Below are 19,632 nucleotides of genomic sequence, written 5' to 3' on the forward strand. Positions count from 1 at the left end.
GTGTACGTGGTCGCGTGCGCTCCGCTCCTACGCGCGTGTGAAGGCGGCCGCGTGCTGCGTCGCCCACTGCCCGAACGTGCGCGCCGGGCGGCCCGTGACCCGCTGCACCACGTCCGTCACCGTGCGGCCCTCGGGCGGGGTGTCGCGGTAGACCATCACCAGGAAGTCGATGGTCGACTCGGGCATCCCCTGCGCCCGCCACTGTCCGCGCGCCTCGTCCTCGGTCAGCTCGACCAGGCGGACGGCACGCCCCCGCGCCGCCGCGATGGCCTCGGTCTTGCCGGACAGCGTCAGCACGTCAGGGCCGGTGATCACATACTCCTGGCCCGCGTGCCCGCTCTCCGTGAGGGCCGCAGCCGCCACCGCGCCGATGTCCGCCTCGTGCACCATCGCGCTCAGCCGCCCGACGAACGGCTCACGGACCTCGTCGGCGGTGCGGATCGGCTCGGCCCACTCCAGGGCGTTGCTCATGAACTCGACCGGCATCAGGACCGTCCAGTCGAGCGCGCTCGCCCGCACCACGTCCTCGACCGGGCTCGGACCGCCGCCGTGCAGCACGGTGACGCGCCGCACCCCCGCCTTCTCGGCGAGCGCCACCAGCTCGGGGCCGGTCTCAAGGGGTGCGAACGCCTCGCCCCCGAAGGTGATCAGATGGGCCGCCTCCACCCCTTCGAAGGCGGCCGCCAGGCTGTCGGGTGCCGCGAGGTCGCCGCCTACGACCTCGACGTCCGCGGGAAGGTCCGCCCTGGCCGGGTCACGCGTCAGGGCCCGCACAGGCACGCCCTTGAGCAGCAGCTGCTCGACGATCTGGCGGCCCACGGTTCCGGTGGCTCCGGTGACGAGAAAGGTCATCGGGGTTTCCTCCTGCTCGGATCGGCTGGTGGAACCACCGTAGGAAGCGATGCGGTCAGCTTCTGTCCGCGAACAAGGGGGTGGGTGCTCCTCAGCAGCCCGAGGGCCGCACGAGCCCCGTCTCGTACGCGAACACCGCCGCCTGTGTACGGTCCCTGAGCCCCAGCTTCACCAGGATCCGGCCGACATGGGTCTTCACCGTCTGCTCGGCGACGACGAGCCGGGTGGCGATCTCCGCGTTGGACAGGCCCTGGGCGATCAGCGAGAGCACCTCCGTCTCGCGTTCCGTCAGTTCGCCGAGCCGTTCCTTCGTGGGCGCGCGCGGGGCGCCGAGGCGGGAGAACTCGGCGACGAGGCGCTTGGTGATACCGGGTGCGAGGAGTGCCTCGCCGGCCGCCACCAACCCGTACCGCCTCGGCCAGTTGGTCCGCCGACGCGTCCTTGAGGAGAAAGCCGGAGGCACCGGCGCGCAGGGCCTCGTAGACATACTCGTCGAGGTCGAAGGTGGTCAGGACCAGCACCTTGACCTGGGCACCCGGGGCTTCGGTGATCCGGCGGGCCGCCTCGATACCGCTGAGCTCCGGCATCCGGATGTCCATCAGGACGACGTCCGGGGCGAGTAGGAGTGGCAGAGCAGGGAGACGGGGCGAGGGCCCGGCCGTCCGGAGGCGCGGCCCAACCCCCTTACAAATGAGGTCAGTTCGCCTGCACCGTCGTCCGCCCGGCCGGGCGTGAGCGCCTCGGGGCTGACCGTCCCCGGCGTCCGGTAACCGAGCCACGCGATGACGGCGACGCGCGGGCCGAGCCGCTCGTGCAGGGCGAGCGCACCGCGCCGGAACCGCTCGTAGGTGTCGAAGCCGGTGTCCGAGCCCGGTACCAGGACGGTGCGCGCTCGGCGGTCCGCAGATCGCCGAGCACCTCGGCCGACCGGCCGCCGTCACGAGCGTCGAACTCCAGGAAGTGGCGGCCAGACCCGGCCATGGCCCGCAGCGCCGCCGCCCGGCCCCGGGCACCGGCGGCGTCGGCCATGCGGGCGGCCTCGGCGGCGGCCGCGCGGTGGGCGGCGTAGCGGGCGTCCAGGTCTGCCGTGGCGGCGAGCCGCACCGGGTCCGGCGCCGGAATCCGGGGACTCCCGGCGCCGGACAACGGCACGACGACGGCCGCGACGACCAGCGCGGCGAGAAAGGCACGCCGCAGCCTCTGCCACAGCCGCAGCCTCTGCCGCCGCCCGGTCCCGCTCCCGGTCCCCATCAAAGGCCCCCCTCTTCCCGATTCGTCGATCAGGGAAGAGAACTAAGGACCGGGGCCGGTCGACCGCGTCCCGCCGGGGAGCTGACCCGCCGCGTAGCTCTCAGGTATGACAGGGCGTACAGAGACGTACAGGGGAGGGCTGCGGGCCCTCAGAAGGCCAGTTGGGCGATCTCCTCCGCGACCACCGCGCACGCGTCGGCCGCAGGGTCGATCAGCGGGAAGTGGCCGACGTCCTCCAGGAGCGTGAGGCCCACGACCTCACCGGACTTGGCCGCGGCGTCCGCGTACGCCTCGGCGACCTCGAAGGGCACCGTGACGTCGGTACGCCCCTGCACCAGCGTCGTCGCGATGCCGGTGGGGAGGAGCTCGGACGGGTCCGCGTGGGGGCGCCGCTCCTCGAACCTGCCCTCGCCCCCGAGGAGTTGCACCGGCGCACCGGAGCACACATCGAGCTCCACGGCCCGCGTGAAGTCGGCGATCGGCGCCAGCGCGACGACCCCGCGCAGCGGCGTGGGGCGCCGCAGGAACCAGGGGCTGTCCTCGGGCAGCACGTGCCGGGACGCGGCCCACAGCGCCAGGTGGCCGCCCGCCGAGTGCCCGGTCAGGACGGTGCGGCGCAGATCGGCGTCCGGCAGATGCTGCGGTACGAGAGCGGGGAGGGCGTCGACCGCGGCGGCGACGTCGTCGAAGGTCTCCGGCCAGCGCCCGGCGAGGGGTGCGTCGGCGCCCTGGTGCGGAAGCGAACTGCCGCGCCGGTACTCGGCGTTGGCGACGGCGAAGCCGCGGCGGGCGAGGAAGTCCGCGAAAGGGGTGAGGTGTTGCCGGTCGTACGGCGCCCGCCAGGCACCGCCGTGCAGCACGACGACGAGGGGGACGGGCCCCCCGGTGCCGCCCCGGGGCGCGTAGAAGTCGACCACCTGGTCCGGGTGGTCGCCGTACGCGGCGGTGGCGTCGGGGGCGACGGTGGGGTGCGAGAAGGCCGACTCGGCTTCGGCGGCGTCGTCCGGCATGGCGCGTGCCCTTTCGTGTTCGTGGGTTCTCCGGTGCGCGGAGGGGGTGAGGGGCGGGGCGGGCGGGGCGGTTCGGGGTGATCATTCCGCACCCCGGCCCCTTCCTGAAAGCCCGCCCCTCACCGGGGCCCCGGGACCCTGAGACCCCGGGACCCTGAGACCCCGGGACCCTGAGACCCCGGGACCCGGCTAGCCCCGGATGACCTCCCCGAGGACCCGCGCCGCCCGCTCGGCGTCCGCGAAGCCCACGTACAGCGGTGTGAAGCCAAACCTCAGGATGTCCGGGGCGCGGTAGTCACCGACCACACCCCGGGCGATCAACGCGTCCATCACCGTGGCCGCGTCCGCACAGCGCAGGGCGACCTGGCTGCCCCGCTCCGCGTGTGCCGCGGGGGTCACCGACTCCACGTGCCCGTCCGGCACATGGTGGCGTACACACTCCAGGAAGAAGTCCGTCAACGCGAGGGACTTCTCCCGTACCGCCGCGAGGGACACCCCGCCCCACACCCCGAGCGCGGCTTCGAGGGCCAGCATGGACAGGATGTCCGGGGTGCCGACGCGACCGCGCGCCGCGCCGTCGGCGGGCTCGAAACCGGGCCGCATCCCGAAGGGCTCGGCATGCGAGTTCCAGCCCGGCAGCGGCGAGTCGAAGGCCCCCTGGTGGCGTGCGGCGACATAGAGGTACGCGGGTGAACCCGGGCCGCCGTTCAGGTACTTGTACGTGCAGCCGATCGCGAGGTCCACTCCGTGCTCGTCCAGGCCGACCGGCAGCGCGCCCGCGCTGTGGCACAGGTCCCACACCACGAGGGCGCCCGCGGCCCGCACGGCGGCGGTGATGCCGGGCAGGTCGTGCAGCCGCCCGGTGCGGTAGTCGACATGGTTGACGAGCACGGCGGCGGTACGCGGCCCGGCCGCGCCCGGGATGTCCGCCGGGGCGAGCGGACGCAGCGTGCAGCCCGTCATACGCGCCGCGGACTCGGCGATATAGCCGTCCGTGGGGAAGGTCGACTCGTCCACGAGGATCTCGTCACGGCCGTCGCCCGCGAGCCGTACCGCGCCCACAACCGCCTTGAAGACATTGACACTTGTGGAGTCGCCGACGACGATCTGCCCGGCCGCGGCGCCGACGAGCGGGGCGATCAGATCGCCGGTCCGCTCGGGCGCGGTCCACCAGCCGGCCTCGTCCCAGGAGCAGATACGACGCTGCCCCCACTCCCGCTCCACGACATCGGCGAGACGTCCGGGCACGGCCCGGGGCAGCGCACCGAGAGAGTTCCCGTCGAGATACACGCCGTCATCGAGCACGAACTGCTCGCGCAGCTTGCCCAGTTCATCCGCGGCGTCGAGCGCCGCCGCCCGGCTCTGCAGGCTCTCGGTGTCAGACATGGCTGCGCGCCGTCCACAGCTCGGGGAAAACGTTCTTGCGGGCCCGCTTCTCCAGCCAGGCCACGCCCGCGGAGCCGCCCGTGCCCGTCTTGCTGCCCATGGCGCGGCGGGTGGCGACCAGATGGTCGTTGCGCCAGCGCCACACCAGCTCGCCGACATCCGTCAACGCCTCGCCCAGGCGCACCAGTTCACCGTTCTGGTCGCCCGCGTACACGGCCGCCCAGATGGCCTCGACCTCGGGCGTGGGCTCGTAGCGCTGCGACAGATCGCGGTCGAGGACGGCCGCGGGCACCTCGTAGCCGCGACGGGCGAACAGCCTGAGCACCTCGTCGTACAGGCTCGGCTCGTGCAGCGCCTTCTCCAGCTCGGCGTGCACGCGGGGGGCGCCGCGGTGCGGCACGAGCATGGACGCGGACTTCTCGGCGAGCAGGAACTCCATCCGCCGGTACATCGCGGACTGGAAACCGGAGCCGTCGCCCAGCGCGCTGCGGTAGGAGTTGAACTGGGCCGGGGTGAGCTGGCCGAGCGGCTTCCAGGAGGCGTTGAGCGCCTCCAGCTCGCGGACACTGCGCTTGAGGGCGGCCACCGCCCGCGGCAGGTCGTCGTTGCGCAGCGCGGCCGCGGCGGTCTCCCACTCGTGCACGATGACGGTGAACCACAGCTCCATCACCTGGGTGGTGACGAGGAAGACCATCTCTCCCGGGTCGTCGGAGAGCGGGTGCTGCAGGTGGGTGAGGACATCCGCCTGTACGTAGTCCTCGTAGGGCGTGGTGCCTGCGAAGTCGAGATGCGGGGCCTCGGGAGTCTCCTCGGCCGGTGTCTCCGCCTCGTGGGACATCGCTGTCTCCTTGGTACTGCTCCGGGTAGCGGTCCGCCCCTGCCGATGCCGGCACGGGGGCCCCGGTCCCCACCGGCATCCTCCGTAATTCTCCCCCGTCACGGCAAGACCTGCCTGGTCACACTGACCGGGCAGGTCCTGCCGTACGCGAGCGGGTCTCAGCTTCGGCGTCAGCCCGGGCTTCAGCTTCAGCTTCAGCCGAGGGTGTCGGCCGCGGCCTGCGAGGACTCCCGCAGGAACGTGGAGCAGCGCTCGTACTCCTCCTGCTCACCGATCGACTGCGCCGCGCGCGCGAGGGCGTGCAGGGCGCGCAGGAAACCGCGGTTGGGCTCGTGCTCCCACGGCACCGGGCCATGGCCCTTCCAGCCCGCGCGGCGCAGGGCGTCGAGGCCGCGGTGGTAGCCGGTGCGGGCGTAGGCGTACGACTCGACGACACTGCCGCGCTCGAAGGCCTCGTCAGCCAGCTGGGCCCAGGCGAGCGAGGACGCCGGGTACTTGGCGGCGACGTCGGCGGGGGCCGTGCCGGTCGCGAGGAGTTCGCGGGGCTCGGGGTCGTCGGGCAGATGGGTCGGGGGCGGGCCCCCGAGAAGGTTCTCGTGAATGGACATGCCCCCAAGTCTGCCTTGTGCGGGGCGGTGCATCCGGTGCGGGCAGCGCGAAGGCCCGGGCTCCCCTCGGGGAACCCGGGCCTTCGACTGCGGACTCCGCGGGCCCTGCCACTGCGGGCTGCGGACCCTGCGCGGTCCTACTTCAGCTTGGTGCCCGTGGAGCGCAGCGCCGCGCACGCCTCGGTGACGCGCTTCGCCATGCCGGCCTCGGCGAGCTTGCCCCAGGTGCGCGGGTCGTAGGTCTTCTTCGAGCCGACCTCGCCGTCGACCTTCAGGACGCCGTCGTAGTTACGGAACATGTGGTCCGCGACGGGACGCGTGAAGGCGTACTGGGTGTCGGTGTCGAGGTTCATCTTCACGACGCCGTTCTCCAGGGCCGTGGCGATCTCCTCGGCGGTGGAGCCGGAGCCGCCGTGGAAGACGAAGTCGAACGGCGACTGCTTGCCGTACTTCTCGCCGACGCCCTGCTGCAGGTCCTTGAGCAGCTCGGGACGGAGCACGACGTTGCCCGGCTTGTAGACGCCGTGGACGTTGCCGAAGGACGCGGCCAGGAGGTAGCGGCCCTTCTCGCCCAGGCCGAGGGCCTCGGCGGTGCGGATCGCGTCGTCGACGGTGGTGTACAGCTCGTCGTTGATCTCGTGGCTGACGCCGTCCTCCTCACCGCCGGTGGGGGTGATCTCCACCTCGAGGATGATCTTCGCGGCGGCGGCCTTGGCGAGCAGCTCCTGGCCGATGGCCAGGTTGTCGGCGAGGGTCTCGGCGGAGCCGTCCCACATGTGCGACTGGAACAGCGGGTTCTCACCCTTGGCGACACGCTCGGCGGAGATGTCGAGCAGCGGGCGGACGTACCCGTCCAGCTTGTCCTTGGGGCAGTGGTCGGTGTGCAGCGCGACGGTGACGTCGTACTTCTTGGCCACGATGTGCGCGAACTCCGCGAGCGCGACCGCGCCGGTCACCATGTCCTTGTTGTACTGGCCGCCCAGGAACTCCGCACCACCGGTGGAGATCTGGATGATGCCGTCGCTCTCGGCCTCCGCGAAGCCGCGCAGGGCAGCGTGCAGGGTCTGCGTGGAGGTCACGTTGATGGCCGGGTAGGCGAACTTGCCTGCCTTCGCCCGGTCGAGCATCTCGTTGTAGACCTCGGGGGTTGCGATGGGCATCTGTCCGCTCCTTGTGATGTGCGGGTGTGGGTTTACTGGCCCTGACCGGAGGGCCCCTCACCGAGTGATTCTCTGAGGGGGCGACGTCATCGTCGTCCCTATCTTTCCAGACTTGCGGGATTGCTCCAGCCGACCGAGTCCTGCGCTTGAAGGGACCTAGGTCCCTTCAAGCCCTCCTCCGGCTCCCCCGGTCTTTCCCCGGCCCCCCAGGGTTTCAGTCGAGGCCGAGCTCGTCCTTCGAGTACGCGAAGAGATAGGGCACTCCGGCGCCCGCACGGATCTTCTCGTCGGCACCCGTGGCCCGGTCCACGATCGTCGCGACGCCGACGACCTCGGCCCCGGCCTCGCGCACCGCCTCCACGGCGGTCAGCGGTGAGCCGCCGGTGGTGGAGGTGTCCTCGACGACGAGCACCCGGCGGCCCTTGATGTCCGGGCCCTCGACGCGGCGCTGCAGGCCGTGTGCCTTGGCCTCCTTGCGGACGGCGAAGGCGTCGAGGCGGCGGCCGCGGGCCGCGGCGGCGTGCAGCATCGACGCGGCGACGGGGTCGGCGCCCATGGTCAGGCCGCCCACGGCGTCGAAGTCGAGGCCCGCGTCCGCGGCCAGGTCGAGCAGCACCTGCCCGACCAGGGGGGCGGCCTCGCCGTCGAGGGTGATGCGGCGCAGGTCGACGTAGTAGTCGGCCTCGATCCCCGAGGAGAGGGTCACCTTGCCGTGCACCACGGCCTTGTCCTTGATCTGCTGCAGCAGCGCGCCGCGTACGTCACTCATGACTGCCAGCTTAAGCGGCCGCTACCGGTGCCCACCGTCACGGGGCTCCGCCCCGGGCCCGGTGTCCTCAATCGCCGGACGGGCTCAATTTTGAGCCCGTCCGGGGGCACCTCCCAGCGGTAGCTGGGGGAGATTGAGGACGGAGCCCGGAGGGCGACTCCGGGGGCCCGGGGCGCAGCCCCCGTGACGGTACGCAGCAGTGACGGTGCGCTACAGGGTTCGCCACTCCCAGCGCATCTCCGCCTCCAGCGGCTCGATGGGCGTGACCAGGCGGGGCTGGGTGTTGAGGCCGTTGGGCGGGCCCGTCTGGGGCTCCACGCAGACCGCCTCGGGCTGTTCGTCGTAGATGACGACCCACTGCTCGGGACCGGCGACCTTCAGCTCCAGCTGCCCCGGCCAGGTGAGCGTGACGTCGACGCCGTCGGGCATGCCGAAGCAGTCGTCCCAGGGCCCGGGCAGCGGAGCGATGCGCTTGCCGGTGGGCAGATGGTCCTCGCCCCGCTCTTCCTGCCAGGCCGCGTCGAAGGACAGCGTGACGTCCTCGCCGCCGAGGCTGCGGTTGAACCAGGGGTGCCAGCCGAGCTGCGCCGGGAAGGAGTCGGCGTATGTCTCCAGGCCCATCCGGACCGTCAGCGCGTTCTCGCTCAGCTCGAAGAGCTGCGTGACACGGCCGCTGTAGGGCCAGGGCTCGGTCAGGTCGTAGGTGAACGACGCCTCGGTCGCGCTGGTGCGCACCGTGCGCCAGGCCTGGTCCCTGACGGTGCCGTGGATGGCGTGCGGCGGGTTGTTCACGGGCAGGTGGTGGACCTTGCCGCCATTCCTGAACTGCCCGTTCTCGGTACGGCCGCACCACGGGGCCATCACGAACGAGCCGTAGTGGTCGCCCTGGCGCAGCACTTCGGTGCCGCCGATGCGCAGGCTCCCGATACGGCAGCCGTTCCAGGTCTGCACCGTCAGTTCCGCGTCGCCCGCCGTCAGGGTCGTGGTGTCCTGTGTAGTCACGCTCCCGACCTTACTGAGGTGGCCGCCCGCTACTTACGGCGGCGCAGAACCCGGCCGACGACGATCGCCGATGCGAGCACCAGGGCCGCCGCGGGCGCCGCCCAGCGCAGGGTGTCGGTGGCGGTCGAGGCCTGCGGCGCCGGCACCGGCGCATACCGTCCGCGGGGCGGTGCGTGGTCGACCTCCTCGGCGCTGCGCCCGATCATCGTGCGGCGGGCGTGGGCGGCCTCGGCGGGCGGCGCGATAAACGTTTCGTCACCGGCGTCCTCGTGGAACGGGTCCGGGTCGAGCGAGGAGGGCGGCACCGCGGTCTCGAAGACGGAGGTGCGCTCCGGGCCGGGGGCTTCGGGGTCCGCGGGCTCGGGTGCGGGGTCCCCGGCGGTCGCGGTCCCCTCGGAGTGCCCCTCGGTGGCGGAGGATTCGACGGCAGGCTCGGTCGCAGCCTCAGCCTCGGTCTCGGACTCAGCCTCGGTCGCAGCCTCAGCCTCAGCCTCGGTCTCGGACTCAGCCTCGGTCTCGGACTCGGACTGGGACTCGGTCTCGGCTTCGGGAGCGGCTGCCGCCTCCGCGGCTCCCGCCTTCGCCCCGCCAGGCTCGGGCGCCGGCTCCACCGCCCGTCCCAGGCTCTCCGAGAAACGGTTCAGCAGCCGCTGCACAGCCGACTCCACGGCGGAGGATTCGAGGTCCGCGACCCGTCCGTCGCCCTTGCCGGTGCCGGAGTACACCAGGCGGGTACCGCCGTCGGCCGCCAACAGCCGTACGTTCAGGGCGAGTTCCACGGTGCCCGAGCCCCGTACCTCGGACGCCTCGCCCGTCACGGCGAAGGCCGGTCCGGAGTGCCCGGAGTCCTCGGTCACCCGCAGCGCGCCCCGGTAGGTGATCGTGTGCCCCGCGATGCGCACCTTGAGACGGCCCGCGAGGGGCGCCGCCCCCTCGTTCGCATCGCGCTGGAGCCCCGGGATGCTGCGGGCGACGCGAGCCGCGTCACCGAGCGCCTGCCGCAGGGGCTCTGCCTCCACCGGAACGAACACCTCATGCTCCATGTCAGCCGAGCCTACCCAGGGGATCGCCGGGCGCACCCGCGTATCCACACTTTCGGCACCGTCGGCCGTTCCGCCGCCGGACTCAGCCCTCCGGCACCACACCGTGCGCATAGCGCGGATGCACCAGGGTCGACGGGGCGAGGCCCTGGATGCGGGTGCGCTCCACCGCGCGGGCGCCCGCGTGCAGGGCCGCCGGGGTGAGGGCGCGCCGGGCGGGGCGGTCGTCGAGGGTGAGGGCGGGCGGGGTGCGGGCGGCGAGCAGGAAGGCCCAGTCGCGGGGTGCGCGGGCGCTGTCGAGGGCACGGTCGGGTCCGGCGGCGAAACCGGCGAGCCGGCCCTGTGCGCAGTACGGCACGGTGCTCAGGCCGGCGGCACGGACACTGGCGTCGACCGTCCAGAAGACCCGCGGGCGGGTCGCGGAGCCGGCGTGTACGACGAGCCGGCCGCCGGGGGCGAGGGCGCGGGCGGCGAGGCCGAAGAACTCCTGGGAGTAGAGCTTGGTGGACTCGGTGATGCCGGGGTCGGGCAGATCGGAGATCACCACGTCGTACGCCGGGCCCCGTGGGCCGCCGCCGGTCGAGCGCAGCCAGCGGAAGGCGTCATCGTGGACGACATGCAGCCGCGGGTCGTCGAACGCCTGCCGGTTGAGGGCGCTGAGCGCGGCGTCGGAGCGGGCCAACTCGACGACTTCGGCGTCGAGTTCGACCAGGTCGACACGGCGGACCCCGGAGTGGGCGAGGACTTCGCGGGCGGCCAGGCCGTCGCCGCCGCCGAGGATCAGGACCCGGGCGTGCGGGCCGCGCATGGCGGGGTGGACGAGGGCCTCGTGGTAGCGGTGCTCGTCGCCGCCGCTGACCCGCAGCCGGCCGTCGAGATAGAGGTTGAGGGGGCCCTGCCCGCCGCCGGTGAGGACGACCTCCTGGACGTCGGTCTGCAGCGCGACCCGTACGTCGGCGCCGTACACCGCGTGCCGTGCGGCCTTCTCGAAGCTCTCCACCTCGGCCGCGAGGGCGGCGAGCGTGCCGAGCACGGCGAGGTTGGCGCCGAGCAGCAGCCAGCGGCTGCGCCGGGTCAGGTCGCGGCGGAACAGCCAGAGCACGAGGGCGCCGCCCGCGATCGCGTTGATCGCGCCGGTGAGCAGCGCGCCGGTGAGCTGGCCGAGCAGCGGGAGCAGCAGAAACGGGAAGGCGAGGCCGCCGACGAGCGCGCCCACGTAGTCGGCGGCGAACAGATCGGCGACCGCGCCGCCCGCGTCCTGGCGCCGGATGCGCTGGATCAGGGTCATCAGCAAGGGGACTTCGGCACCGATGAGGACACCGATGGCGAGTGAGAAGGCGACCAGGAGCGCCCGGGTCTCGCCGCCCCATACGAACCCGGCGTACAGGGCCATGGCGCTGCAGCCGCCGACCAGCGCGAGGGCCGCCTCGACCGCGCCGAAGCCGGCGGCGGCACGGCAGCGCAGCCGCTTGGCGAGCAGCGAGCCGACCCCCATGGCGAAGACCATGACGGAGAGCACCACGGAGGCCTGGGTGACCGAATCGCCCATCAAGTACGAGGCCAGGGCGACGAGTTCGAGTTCGTACACCAGTCCGCAGGCCGCGCAGATGAAGACGCCCGCGAGGACCAGGAAGCGGCCGGTGCGGGGGGATACGGGCAGCACCGCCGCGCCCTGCGGCTCCGCTGTCGGCGGAGCGCCGGACGGCACGGGCAGCGACGGTTCGATCACGGTGGGAACGCTACGTCACCGCCCATGCCCATCCAGTCACCCACACGTGTGCAAAAGGCCGCCGGGGCAGGCGTACCACGGCGCGTCGGACAAGCTCAGGCGGGCGCGGGCAGGCGGACACCCACACGTGTTCTGGTGGCTACGAGTTGGCCCTCCTGGGGGTACGCGTGCCAGGTACGCCAGTGGACTTGACCTTCATGGCGCTGCACCAGCATCGCGGTGAAGGCATGCGGGCTGCCGGGAAAGACCCCCGCGAGGCCGTTGGGGTGGTCGGAGACGAGGGCGAGCAACTCCTGGGCGCGGCCCGCGAAGGAGCCCGGCGAGAGGGTTTCCACCCGGGCGGCGAATTCGTACTCCCAGTCGCCCATGCGCTTGGCGACACCGAGCGGCAGGGGTGTGCTGCTGCCGGGGATGCAGGCGACGGTTTCCGAACAACTGCCCTGGTCCTGTTCGAGCAGAACCTGATGGGAGGCGCCGAGGAGTCTCAACTGCACCTGTGCGTCTGCCAGTTCGAGGTCGAGGACGGCCAGTGCGGGCAGCGGCTCGCGGCCGAGGGCCCAGGCGAGGTCGGCCGCGCGCGTGTCGGTGTAGGAGGTCTTGAGCGTCGTGAGCATGGGTCGGCTCCGGGGCATGCAGTGGAGGTTGAGCCATGGCGGTCCTGCACGATGCACCGGAAGGCGCACCAATGGAAGGGGAACACCGGCTGACTGCCCACGAGTCGTCCGAGGGCTGCGTTGATGGATAAGAGGGAATCATGAACGGGAGCGGTGCCACAGCGTTTTTACCCAACTTCGTAGGGTTTCCATCCCCCCGAGGGCCCCACAGTTCACCTGTTCTCAACTCACCCAAACAGGACCGGATAAACCGCCTCCGGTCGTCCGTCACCCATCCGGCCCTCGCGTACCCCACCTTCGGGAACCCATGCCCCGCAGGCCCCAACGACGAGGCGCCCGGCGGGAGTTGACTCCCGCCGGGCGCCTGAGCAGGGCAGCTGCCGAGGTGAATACGCCACTGGCAGATGCTGCGAGGACCAGCTGCCCCGTGTCAGCTGCCTCCGCCGCAGCCGCCCGAGCTCTTCGTGTGCACATCGCGGCTGCCACGCGCCTGGGCACGTGGGCGGGTCGCGTTCACCGCCGCGCCGAGCAGACCCACTATGAAGACCGTGATGACGGCCGCGAAAACAATGCCGAACACCATGATCCCCACCCCCTTCCCCCGATCTCCGTTCCCCCGGATCCCCCGATTCGGGTGCCAGGGGGATGCCCCCGACTGCCGGACGTCAAAGCTGAGTTGAGGAAGTCCAGAGGTTCGGGCTCAACCGCCGCACAGGGCGCGGTGGGCCCGCCCGCCCCGGCTGGTTCAGCAGCCCCCGCCGCCACCGCCGCAGCCGCCACCACCGCCACCGCCGCCCCCGCAGGAGGACGAGCCGCCGCCGCAGCTGCCACCGCCGCCGTCACTGCCGCCGGCCCACCAGCCGCCGTTCCCGCTCGAGCCGCCGGAGCCGCTGTACGAACCCCCGCCCGAGCCGCCCGAGCCCGTGACCAACCGGATGCCGGCGAACAGAACCACCAGAGCCAGCACTACGTAGAAGATCTCCATGACCTTCTCCTTTCGTTCCCCCGAAGCGATCGGCCGCTCCTTTGTGACCTTGTGTCGTGGAAGGGAGATCCCCGGAGTGAGGCGAGCCGAAAGCAGAGTTGAGGAAGTCCAGAGGTTCGGCGGAGGATGACGCCCATGACCTCCGCGCCCCGCACACCGCGTCCGCTCCTCAACCGCCGCCTGGCCGAGTTCGGCACCACGATCTTCGCCGAGATGTCGGCGCTCGCGCTGCGGACCGGGGCGATCAACCTCGGTCAGGGCTTCCCGGACACCGACGGGCCCGAGGAGATCAGGGAGGCCGCGGTGCGCGCCCTGCGCGACGGCCGCGGCAACCAGTACCCGCCGGGCCCCGGCATCCCCGAGCTGCGCACCGCGATCGCCGCGCACCAGCAGCGCGGATACGGCCTGGCCTACGACCCGGACACGGAGGTCCTGGTCACGGCCGGCGCCACCGAGGCCATCGCCGCGTCGCTGCTCGCCCTGGTCGAGCCGGGCGACGAGGTGATCGCCCTCGAGCCGTACTACGACTCGTACGCCGCGAGCATCGCCCTCGCCGGCGGCACCCGGGTGCCGGTCACCCTGCGCCCCAAGGACGGCGCCTTTCACCTCGACCTCGACGAGCTGCGCGACGCCGTCACCGACCGCACCCGGCTGCTGCTCCTCAACACCCCGCACAACCCGACGGGCACGGTCCTGACCCGCGCCGAGCTCGCCGAGATCGCCGCGCTCGCCGTGGAGCGCGATCTGCTCGTGGTCACCGACGAGGTCTACGAGCATCTGGTCTTCGACGGCGAGCACGTGCCGCTCGCGTCCTTCCCCGGGATGCGCGAGCGCACGGTCACGATCTCGTCGGCCGGGAAGACGTTCTCGTTCACGGGCTGGAAGGTCGGCTGGGTGACGGCCGCGCCGGAGCTCGTGACGGCGGTGCGCTCCGCCAAGCAGTTCCTCACCTATGTCTCCGCCGGGCCGTTCCAGTACGCGGTCGCGGAGGCGCTCGCACTGCCCGAGACGTACTACACGGACCTGCGGGACGATCTGCGGGCCAAGCGCGATCTGCTTGCGGCGGGCCTCACGGACGCGGGCTTCACGGTGCACCGCCCGGCCGGCACGTACTTCATCACCACCGACATCCGCCCGCTCGGCGAGAGCGACGGTTTCGCGTTCTGCCGGGCGCTGCCGGAGCGGACCGGGGTCGTGGCGATCCCCAACGCCGTGTTCTACGACCACCGCGACGAGGGCGCGCCCTTCGTCCGGTTCGCCTTCTGCAAGCGCCTTTCCATACTGGAAGAGGCCGTTGTCCGCCTCAAGTCGCTGGCGCCCGCGCGGCAGGAGTAGCCCGCCCGATGTCGCTTTGACCCCCACTCGGGTGCGCCCGCTCGCGCCCGTCCCGTGCGGGCCGCAGGGTTCGGTTGTGAGCCAGCCGCACCTTGCCACCGCCTCCGTTCCCTCACCCAGGGCCCGCGCCCGCGCCCAGTTCGTCCGGCATGCGGAGCGCCTGCCCACCGCCGTGACCGCGCTCGGCCTGTTCGCCGTGGCGCGGCTCACCGGCATGGTCACGGTGGCGCTCGCGGCCCGCCGTACGGACCAGGACACCTTCGAACTGCTCGGCGGCTCCTGGGACTCCGAGTGGTACACGGGCATCGCCGCCCACGGCTACGGCCGCACCCTCCACTTCGAGCCCGGTGTCATCCACAGCGACCTCGCCTTCTTCCCGCTCTACCCGGGCCTCGTGCGCGGGCTCACCGCCGCCTTCCCGCTGTCCGGCGGCGCCGCGGGACTGCTGATCTCCTGGCTCGCCGCGGCGGCCGCCGCCTGGGGCCTCTACGTGATCGGCCGACGCCTGCACGGCCGCACCACCGGCGCCTTCCTGGTCCTCCTGTGGGGCCTCATGCCGCACTCCGTGGTGCTTTCCATGGCCTATACGGAGCCGGTGCTCACCGCCTTCGCCGCCTGGTCCCTGTACGCGGTGCTCAGCGGCCGCTGGCTGTGGGCGGGTTCGCTGGCCGCCCTCGCCGGCCTCTCGCGGCCCAACGGCTTCGCGGTGGCCGCGGCGGTCGGCGCGGCGGCGGCGTACGAGCTGTGGAAGCGGCGCGGAAAAGTGCCGGGCCGGCTGTGGGCGGGTGCCATGCTCGCGCCGCTCGGCTGGGGCGGCTACGTGCTGTGGGTCGGCCTGCGCAAGGGCGATCCGCTCGGCGGCTACTTCGCCGTGCAGCGCGGCTGGGGCTCCCGCTTCGACTTCGGCCTCGGCAATCTCGCGTTCATCAAGCATCTGCTGCTCGACGGCGACCGCCTCGTCTTCCCCGTCACCCTGGCCCTGGTCGGCGCCGCGCTGCTGCTCTTCGCGCTGCTCGCCGCCGACCGCGCCCCGCTGCCGCTGCTCGTCTACAGCGGTGTGCTGCTGCTCATCGCGGTCGGCGGCTCCGGCTTCTTCGAGTCCAAGCCGCGCTTCCTGCTGCCCGCGTTTCCGCTGCTCATCCCCCTCGCGCGGGCCCTGGCCAGAACGGCGAAAGCCCGGCCGGTGCACGCCACGCTGGTGGTGGCGGCCCTGGCCGGGCTCTCCCTCGGCTACGGGACGTATCTGGTGACGCTTGCCCGTATGCCTCTATGACACGCGCAGGGTGCCCACTGGGCGCCCGGAGGGTGACTACTCCTCGTCCGGCTTCTCCGCCGAATCGACTTCCTCGACCAGGCCGAGGTGCTCAACCAGCCAGCGGTCGAACTCGATGGCGGCGCGCACCCAGCTCACCGTCGACGAGACGAAGTGCTCGAGGCTGACGCCGGTGCCGATCAGCATCTGCGCCTCACCCACGACGCGGACGGTCGTCTCGGCGCCCTCCTCCTCGTGGGTGTGGGTGTAGACCTTGGGCCACAGGGTGCGGCGGTTCCAGTCGTCCACCGCGTCCAGGATCTGTGCCTTGGCCTCGACCGGGTGCGGCCGGTCATAGAACGTCCGGACCGAGAAGACCTGCTGGTCACCCTCGCCACGGAACATGAAGTACGTGCGGAAGTCCTCCCACGGCGCCGCGAGGTCGCCCTCGTCGTCGACGACGTGCTTGAGCTCCATCTGATCCAGGAGCTGCTTCACCAGGTCCTGATCGGGGACGACGGGGCCCGCCGGTCCTGCGGCCTGCGGTTCTGGCTGGCCCCCGAAGTTCGGAATCGAGGACGGGTCGATGCTCACCGTGTATTTCCCTTCGTACGGATTGCGCCCATCCTCCACCATCGACGGCGGGTACCCGCAACCCCCTGCGGAGGCGATCCGCTGCGGGCTGACATGATCTGGCCGCATGGCGACCATGGGGCGGGGACCGCGTCGGCTGCTGTGGGGTATGTGGGGGATCTGTCTGGTGGTCGCGGTGGCCTTCGTCGGCTACGTGGTGTGGCTCGTGATCCTGTACGTCGCGAACGGCGGCGACGACCCGTTCCTCACCGGCTCCGACATCAGCTGCGGGCAGGCGATGGCCTACGCGAACGGCTCTCTGCCCGATCAAGTCACCGACCAGGACTGCGAGTTCCACAACTGGATGGACGACCAGGCGAGCGGCACCTTCCGGATGCCGCGGGCGGACGCACGCTCCTGGCTGAGCAGCACCTACCCGGACGGCGATCTGGACACCGCGTCCTGCGGCGAGGGGACCGATCTGTGTCTGAGACAGGACTTCGAGCACGGCACGGCGGGCTCCTCGGTCCACGGGGTGCGGATCGACGTGACGTACGAGGACGGTGACACCGCCCTCGTACGTCTGTCGGCCTTCAGTACCTGAAGCAGCTCAGGCACTCACTGCGCGGGCCCCACGAGCAGTCCGTCACCGGCCACGTCCACCCGGACCGTGTCGCCGTCCTTGACCTCGCCGGAGAGGATCTCCTTGGCGAGGCGGTCGCCGATCGCGGTCTGCACCAGGCGGCGCAGCGGGCGCGCGCCGTACGCCGGGTCGTTGCCCTCGTCGGCCAGCCAGGCAAGGGCCCCGGGGGTGACGTCCAGGGTGAGCCGGCGCTCGGCGAGCCGGCGTGCGAGGCGGTCGATCTGGAGCCCCGCGATGTGCTGGAGCTCGTCCTTGGTGAGGGCCGAGAAGACCACCAGGTCGTCGAGCCGGTTGAGGAACTCCGGCTTGAACGAGGCCCGTACGACCTCCAGGACCTGCTGCTTCTTCTCCTCCTCCGAGGTGAGCGGCTCCACGAGGTACTGGCTGCCCAGGTTGGAGGTGAGGATCAGGATGGTGTTGCGGAAGTCCACCGTCCGCCCCTGGCCGTCGGTGAGACGGCCGTCGTCGAGCACCTGCAGCAGGACGTCGAAGACCTCGGGGTGCGCCTTCTCCACCTCGTCGAGCAGGACCACGCTGTACGGGCGGCGGCGGACGGCCTCGGTGAGCTGGCCGCCCTCCTCGTACCCGACATAGCCGGGAGGGGCGCCGACCAGACGCGCGACGGAGTGCTTCTCGCCGTACTCGCTCATGTCGATACGGACCATCGCCCGCTCGTCGTCGAAGAGGAAGTCCGCGAGCGCCTTGGCCAGTTCGGTCTTGCCGACACCGGTCGGGCCGAGGAACAGGAAGGACCCGGTGGGCCGGTCGGGGTCGGCGATCCCGGCGCGCGTGCGGCGCACCGCGTCCGACACCGCGCGCACGGCCTCGGTCTGGCCGATCAGGCGCCGGCCGAGCTCGTCCTCCATGCGCAGGAGCTTCTGCGTCTCGCCCTCGAGGAGGCGCCCGGCGGGGATGCCGGTCCAGGAGCCGACCACGTCCGCGATGTCGTCGGGCCCGACCTCCTCCTTGACCATGGTGTCCTTGGCGACTTCCTCCTCGGCCTCGGAGGCCTCCTGGAGTTCGCGCTCCAGAGTGGGGATCTCGCCGTACAGGAGCTTGGACGCGGTGTCGAAGTCGCCGTCGCGCTGGGCGCGTTCGGCCTGACCGCGCAGCTCGTCGAGCTTCTCCTTGAGCTCACCGACGCGGTTGAGGGAGGTCTTCTCCTTCTCCCAGCGCGCGGTCAGACCGCGCAACTCCTCTTCCCTGTCGGCGAGATCACGGCGCAGCTTGTCGAGTCGCTCCTTGCTCGCCTGGTCGGTCTCCTTGCTCAGGGCCAGCTCTTCCATCTTCAGCCGGTCGACGGAGCGCTGGAGTTCGTCGATCTCGACCGGGGACGAGTCGATCTCCATACGGAGCCGGGACGCGGCCTCGTCGACCAGGTCGATGGCCTTGTCCGGAAGGAAGCGCGAGGTGATGTAACGGTCGGAGAGCGTCGCGGCGGCCACGAGCGCGGAGTCCGCGATCTGCACCTTGTGATGGGCTTCGTAGCGCCCCTTGAGGCCGCGCAGGATCGCGATGGAGTCCTCGACGCTCGGCTCGGCCACCAGGACCTGCTGGAAGCGGCGCTCCAGGGCCGGGTCCTTCTCGATCCGCTCGCGGTACTCGTCCAGGGTCGTGGCGCCCACCATGCGCAGCTCACCGCGGGCGAGCATCGGCTTGAGCATATTGCCGGCGTCCATGGCGGAGTCACCGCCGGCGCCCGCGCCCACGACCGTGTGCAGCTCGTCGATGAACGTGATGATCTGGCCGTCGCTCTCCTTGATCTCGGAGAGCACGGTCTTGAGCCGCTCCTCGAACTCACCGCGGTACTTGGCGCCCGCCACCATCGCGCCCAGGTCGAGCGAGACGAGCCGCTTGTCCCGCAGGGACTCCGGCACATCGCCCTTCACGATCCGCTGGGCGAGGCCCTCGACGACGGCGGTCTTGCCGACGCCGGGCTCACCGATGAGCACCGGGTTGTTCTTCGTGCGCCGCGACAGGACCTGGACGACCCGGCGGATCTCCTGGTCACGGCCGATGACGGGGTCGAGCTTGCCCTCTCGGGCGGCAGCCGTGAAATCGGTGCCGAACTTCTCCAGGGCCTTGTACTGACCCTCGGGGTCGGGGGTGGTCACGCGGCGTCCTCCCCTGGCCTCGCCGAACGCCTCAAGCAGCTTCTTGTCACTCGCGCCCTGTTCCTTCAGTACGTCCGCGGCCTGGCCGCCCTTGGCGGCGATGCCGATGAGCAGATGCTCGGTGGAGAGATAGTCGTCGCCCAGGTCCTTGGCGCGCTGCGCGGCGTCGTTGATCGCGGCGAGCAGCTCACGGTTGGGCTGCGGGGGCGCGACCGTCGAACCGGTCACGCTGGGCAGCGCGGCCAGAACCTTCTCCGCGCCCTGACGGATGGCGGCCTGGTCCGCGTCCACGGCGGCGAGCAGGTCGGTGATGTTCTCGTTGTCCTGGCCCTCGAGCAGGGCGAGCAGCAGATGCGCCGGCGTCAGATCCGGGTGCCCTTCGGACACAGCCCGGCTGGTGGCCGCATTGATCGCATCCCGGCTCCGGTTCGTCAGCTCGGCATCCACGTGCGCGCTACCTCCTTGGTCTCC

The 19,632-nt window shown here is 71.6% G+C and carries 19 protein-coding genes and 1 pseudogene; 3 read left to right on the forward strand and 17 right to left on the reverse strand.

Going from position 1 to position 19,632, the window contains the following annotated elements; all coding sequences use genetic code 11:
* Positions 1–27 precede the first annotated feature (27 nt).
* The 15 genes and pseudogenes from ACFQVC_RS16130 to ACFQVC_RS16200 all read right to left on the reverse strand — a co-directional run bounded on the left by ACFQVC_RS16130 (position 28) and on the right by ACFQVC_RS16200 (position 13,244).
* The gene (locus ACFQVC_RS16130; protein ID WP_381831116.1) at positions 28–852 is read right to left on the reverse strand and encodes an NAD(P)H-binding protein; all 825 of its coding nucleotides are present in this window, start codon (positions 850–852) and stop codon (positions 28–30) included.
* Positions 853–943: 91 nt separating this feature from the next.
* Positions 944–1,472 (reverse strand): annotated as a pseudogene (locus ACFQVC_RS16135) (LuxR C-terminal-related transcriptional regulator); the annotation flags it as partial.
* On the reverse strand, positions 1,451–1,732 hold the full coding sequence (locus ACFQVC_RS16140) for an alpha/beta hydrolase (RefSeq protein WP_381831459.1): 282 nt from the start codon (positions 1,730–1,732) through the stop codon (positions 1,451–1,453). The gene ACFQVC_RS16140 and the pseudogene ACFQVC_RS16135, both read right to left, overlap by 22 nt.
* Before the next feature lie 520 nt (positions 1,733–2,252).
* Positions 2,253–3,113 carry an alpha/beta hydrolase gene (locus ACFQVC_RS16145; RefSeq protein WP_381831117.1) on the reverse strand — a complete coding sequence of 287 codons (861 nt, stop codon included), beginning with the start codon at positions 3,111–3,113 and terminating at the stop codon, positions 2,253–2,255.
* 189 nt (positions 3,114–3,302) lie between these two features.
* Positions 3,303–4,499: a kynureninase gene (gene kynU / locus ACFQVC_RS16150; protein ID WP_381831118.1), complete on the reverse strand. Its 1,197-nt coding sequence runs from the start codon at positions 4,497–4,499 to the stop codon at positions 3,303–3,305.
* Positions 4,492–5,337 carry a tryptophan 2,3-dioxygenase family protein gene (locus ACFQVC_RS16155; RefSeq protein ID WP_381831119.1) on the reverse strand — a complete coding sequence of 282 codons (846 nt, stop codon included), beginning with the start codon at positions 5,335–5,337 and terminating at the stop codon, positions 4,492–4,494. The genes kynU and ACFQVC_RS16155 overlap by 8 nt, the downstream gene beginning before the upstream one ends.
* 194 nt (positions 5,338–5,531) lie before the next feature.
* The gene (locus tag ACFQVC_RS16160) at positions 5,532–5,945 is read right to left on the reverse strand and encodes a DUF3151 domain-containing protein (protein ID WP_381831120.1); all 414 of its coding nucleotides are present in this window, start codon (positions 5,943–5,945) and stop codon (positions 5,532–5,534) included.
* Between the two features lie 137 nt (positions 5,946–6,082).
* Positions 6,083–7,105 (reverse strand): class II fructose-bisphosphate aldolase, encoded by a 1,023-nt coding sequence (fbaA, locus tag ACFQVC_RS16165; protein ID WP_381831121.1) that lies wholly within the window; start codon positions 7,103–7,105, stop codon positions 6,083–6,085.
* 214 nt (positions 7,106–7,319) lie between these two features.
* On the reverse strand, positions 7,320–7,874 hold the full coding sequence (gene pyrE, locus ACFQVC_RS16170; protein ID WP_381831122.1) for an orotate phosphoribosyltransferase: 555 nt from the start codon (positions 7,872–7,874) through the stop codon (positions 7,320–7,322).
* Positions 7,875–8,084: 210 nt separating this feature from the next.
* Positions 8,085–8,876 carry an aldose epimerase family protein gene (locus tag ACFQVC_RS16175; RefSeq protein ID WP_381831123.1) on the reverse strand — a complete coding sequence of 264 codons (792 nt, stop codon included), beginning with the start codon at positions 8,874–8,876 and terminating at the stop codon, positions 8,085–8,087.
* Between the two features lie 29 nt (positions 8,877–8,905).
* Entirely contained in the window at positions 8,906–9,919 is a 1,014-nt protein-coding gene (locus tag ACFQVC_RS16180) for an SRPBCC domain-containing protein (RefSeq protein WP_381831124.1), read from the reverse strand.
* Between the two features lie 82 nt (positions 9,920–10,001).
* Complete coding sequence (locus ACFQVC_RS16185; RefSeq protein WP_381831125.1) at positions 10,002–11,645, reverse strand: polyamine aminopropyltransferase; 1,644 nt, start codon at positions 11,643–11,645, stop codon at positions 10,002–10,004.
* Positions 11,646–11,740: 95 nt separating this feature from the next.
* Complete coding sequence (locus ACFQVC_RS16190) at positions 11,741–12,259, reverse strand: DUF2617 family protein (RefSeq protein WP_381831126.1); 519 nt, start codon at positions 12,257–12,259, stop codon at positions 11,741–11,743.
* A 430-nt stretch (positions 12,260–12,689) separates the two neighbouring features.
* Positions 12,690–12,842 carry a hypothetical protein gene (locus ACFQVC_RS16195; protein WP_381831127.1) on the reverse strand — a complete coding sequence of 51 codons (153 nt, stop codon included), beginning with the start codon at positions 12,840–12,842 and terminating at the stop codon, positions 12,690–12,692.
* 162 nt (positions 12,843–13,004) lie between these two features.
* Positions 13,005–13,244 (reverse strand): hypothetical protein, encoded by a 240-nt coding sequence (locus ACFQVC_RS16200; protein ID WP_381831128.1) that lies wholly within the window; start codon positions 13,242–13,244, stop codon positions 13,005–13,007.
* A gap of 135 nt (positions 13,245–13,379) precedes the next feature.
* Here ACFQVC_RS16200 and ACFQVC_RS16205 point away from each other — a divergent pair, with 135 nt between their 5' ends.
* Both ACFQVC_RS16205 and ACFQVC_RS16210 read left to right on the forward strand, forming a co-directional pair.
* Positions 13,380–14,579, forward strand: coding sequence for a pyridoxal phosphate-dependent aminotransferase (locus ACFQVC_RS16205; protein WP_381831129.1), 1,200 nt, complete (start codon positions 13,380–13,382; stop codon positions 14,577–14,579).
* 76 nt (positions 14,580–14,655) lie between these two features.
* The gene (locus ACFQVC_RS16210) at positions 14,656–15,852 is read left to right on the forward strand and encodes a glycosyltransferase family 39 protein (RefSeq protein WP_381831130.1); all 1,197 of its coding nucleotides are present in this window, start codon (positions 14,656–14,658) and stop codon (positions 15,850–15,852) included.
* Between the two features lie 36 nt (positions 15,853–15,888).
* On the opposite strand, the gene ACFQVC_RS16215 is transcribed toward ACFQVC_RS16210, so the two are convergent.
* Complete coding sequence (locus tag ACFQVC_RS16215; RefSeq protein WP_381831460.1) at positions 15,889–16,425, reverse strand: type III secretion system chaperone family protein; 537 nt, start codon at positions 16,423–16,425, stop codon at positions 15,889–15,891.
* Positions 16,426–16,531: 106 nt separating this feature from the next.
* On the opposite strand from ACFQVC_RS16215, the gene ACFQVC_RS16220 reads away from it, so the two are divergent.
* Entirely contained in the window at positions 16,532–17,008 is a 477-nt protein-coding gene (locus ACFQVC_RS16220) for a hypothetical protein (RefSeq protein WP_381831131.1), read from the forward strand.
* Positions 17,009–17,022: 14 nt separating this feature from the next.
* Here ACFQVC_RS16220 and clpB read toward each other — a convergent pair whose 3' ends face one another.
* Positions 17,023–19,608, reverse strand: a complete 2,586-nt coding sequence (clpB, locus tag ACFQVC_RS16225) for an ATP-dependent chaperone ClpB (protein WP_381831132.1) — start codon at positions 19,606–19,608, stop codon at positions 17,023–17,025.
* Positions 19,609–19,632 lie beyond the last annotated feature (24 nt).

The sequence above is a fragment of the Streptomyces monticola genome (assembly GCF_042665355.1).
Lineage (GTDB): Bacteria > Actinomycetota > Actinomycetes > Streptomycetales > Streptomycetaceae > Streptomyces > Streptomyces monticola.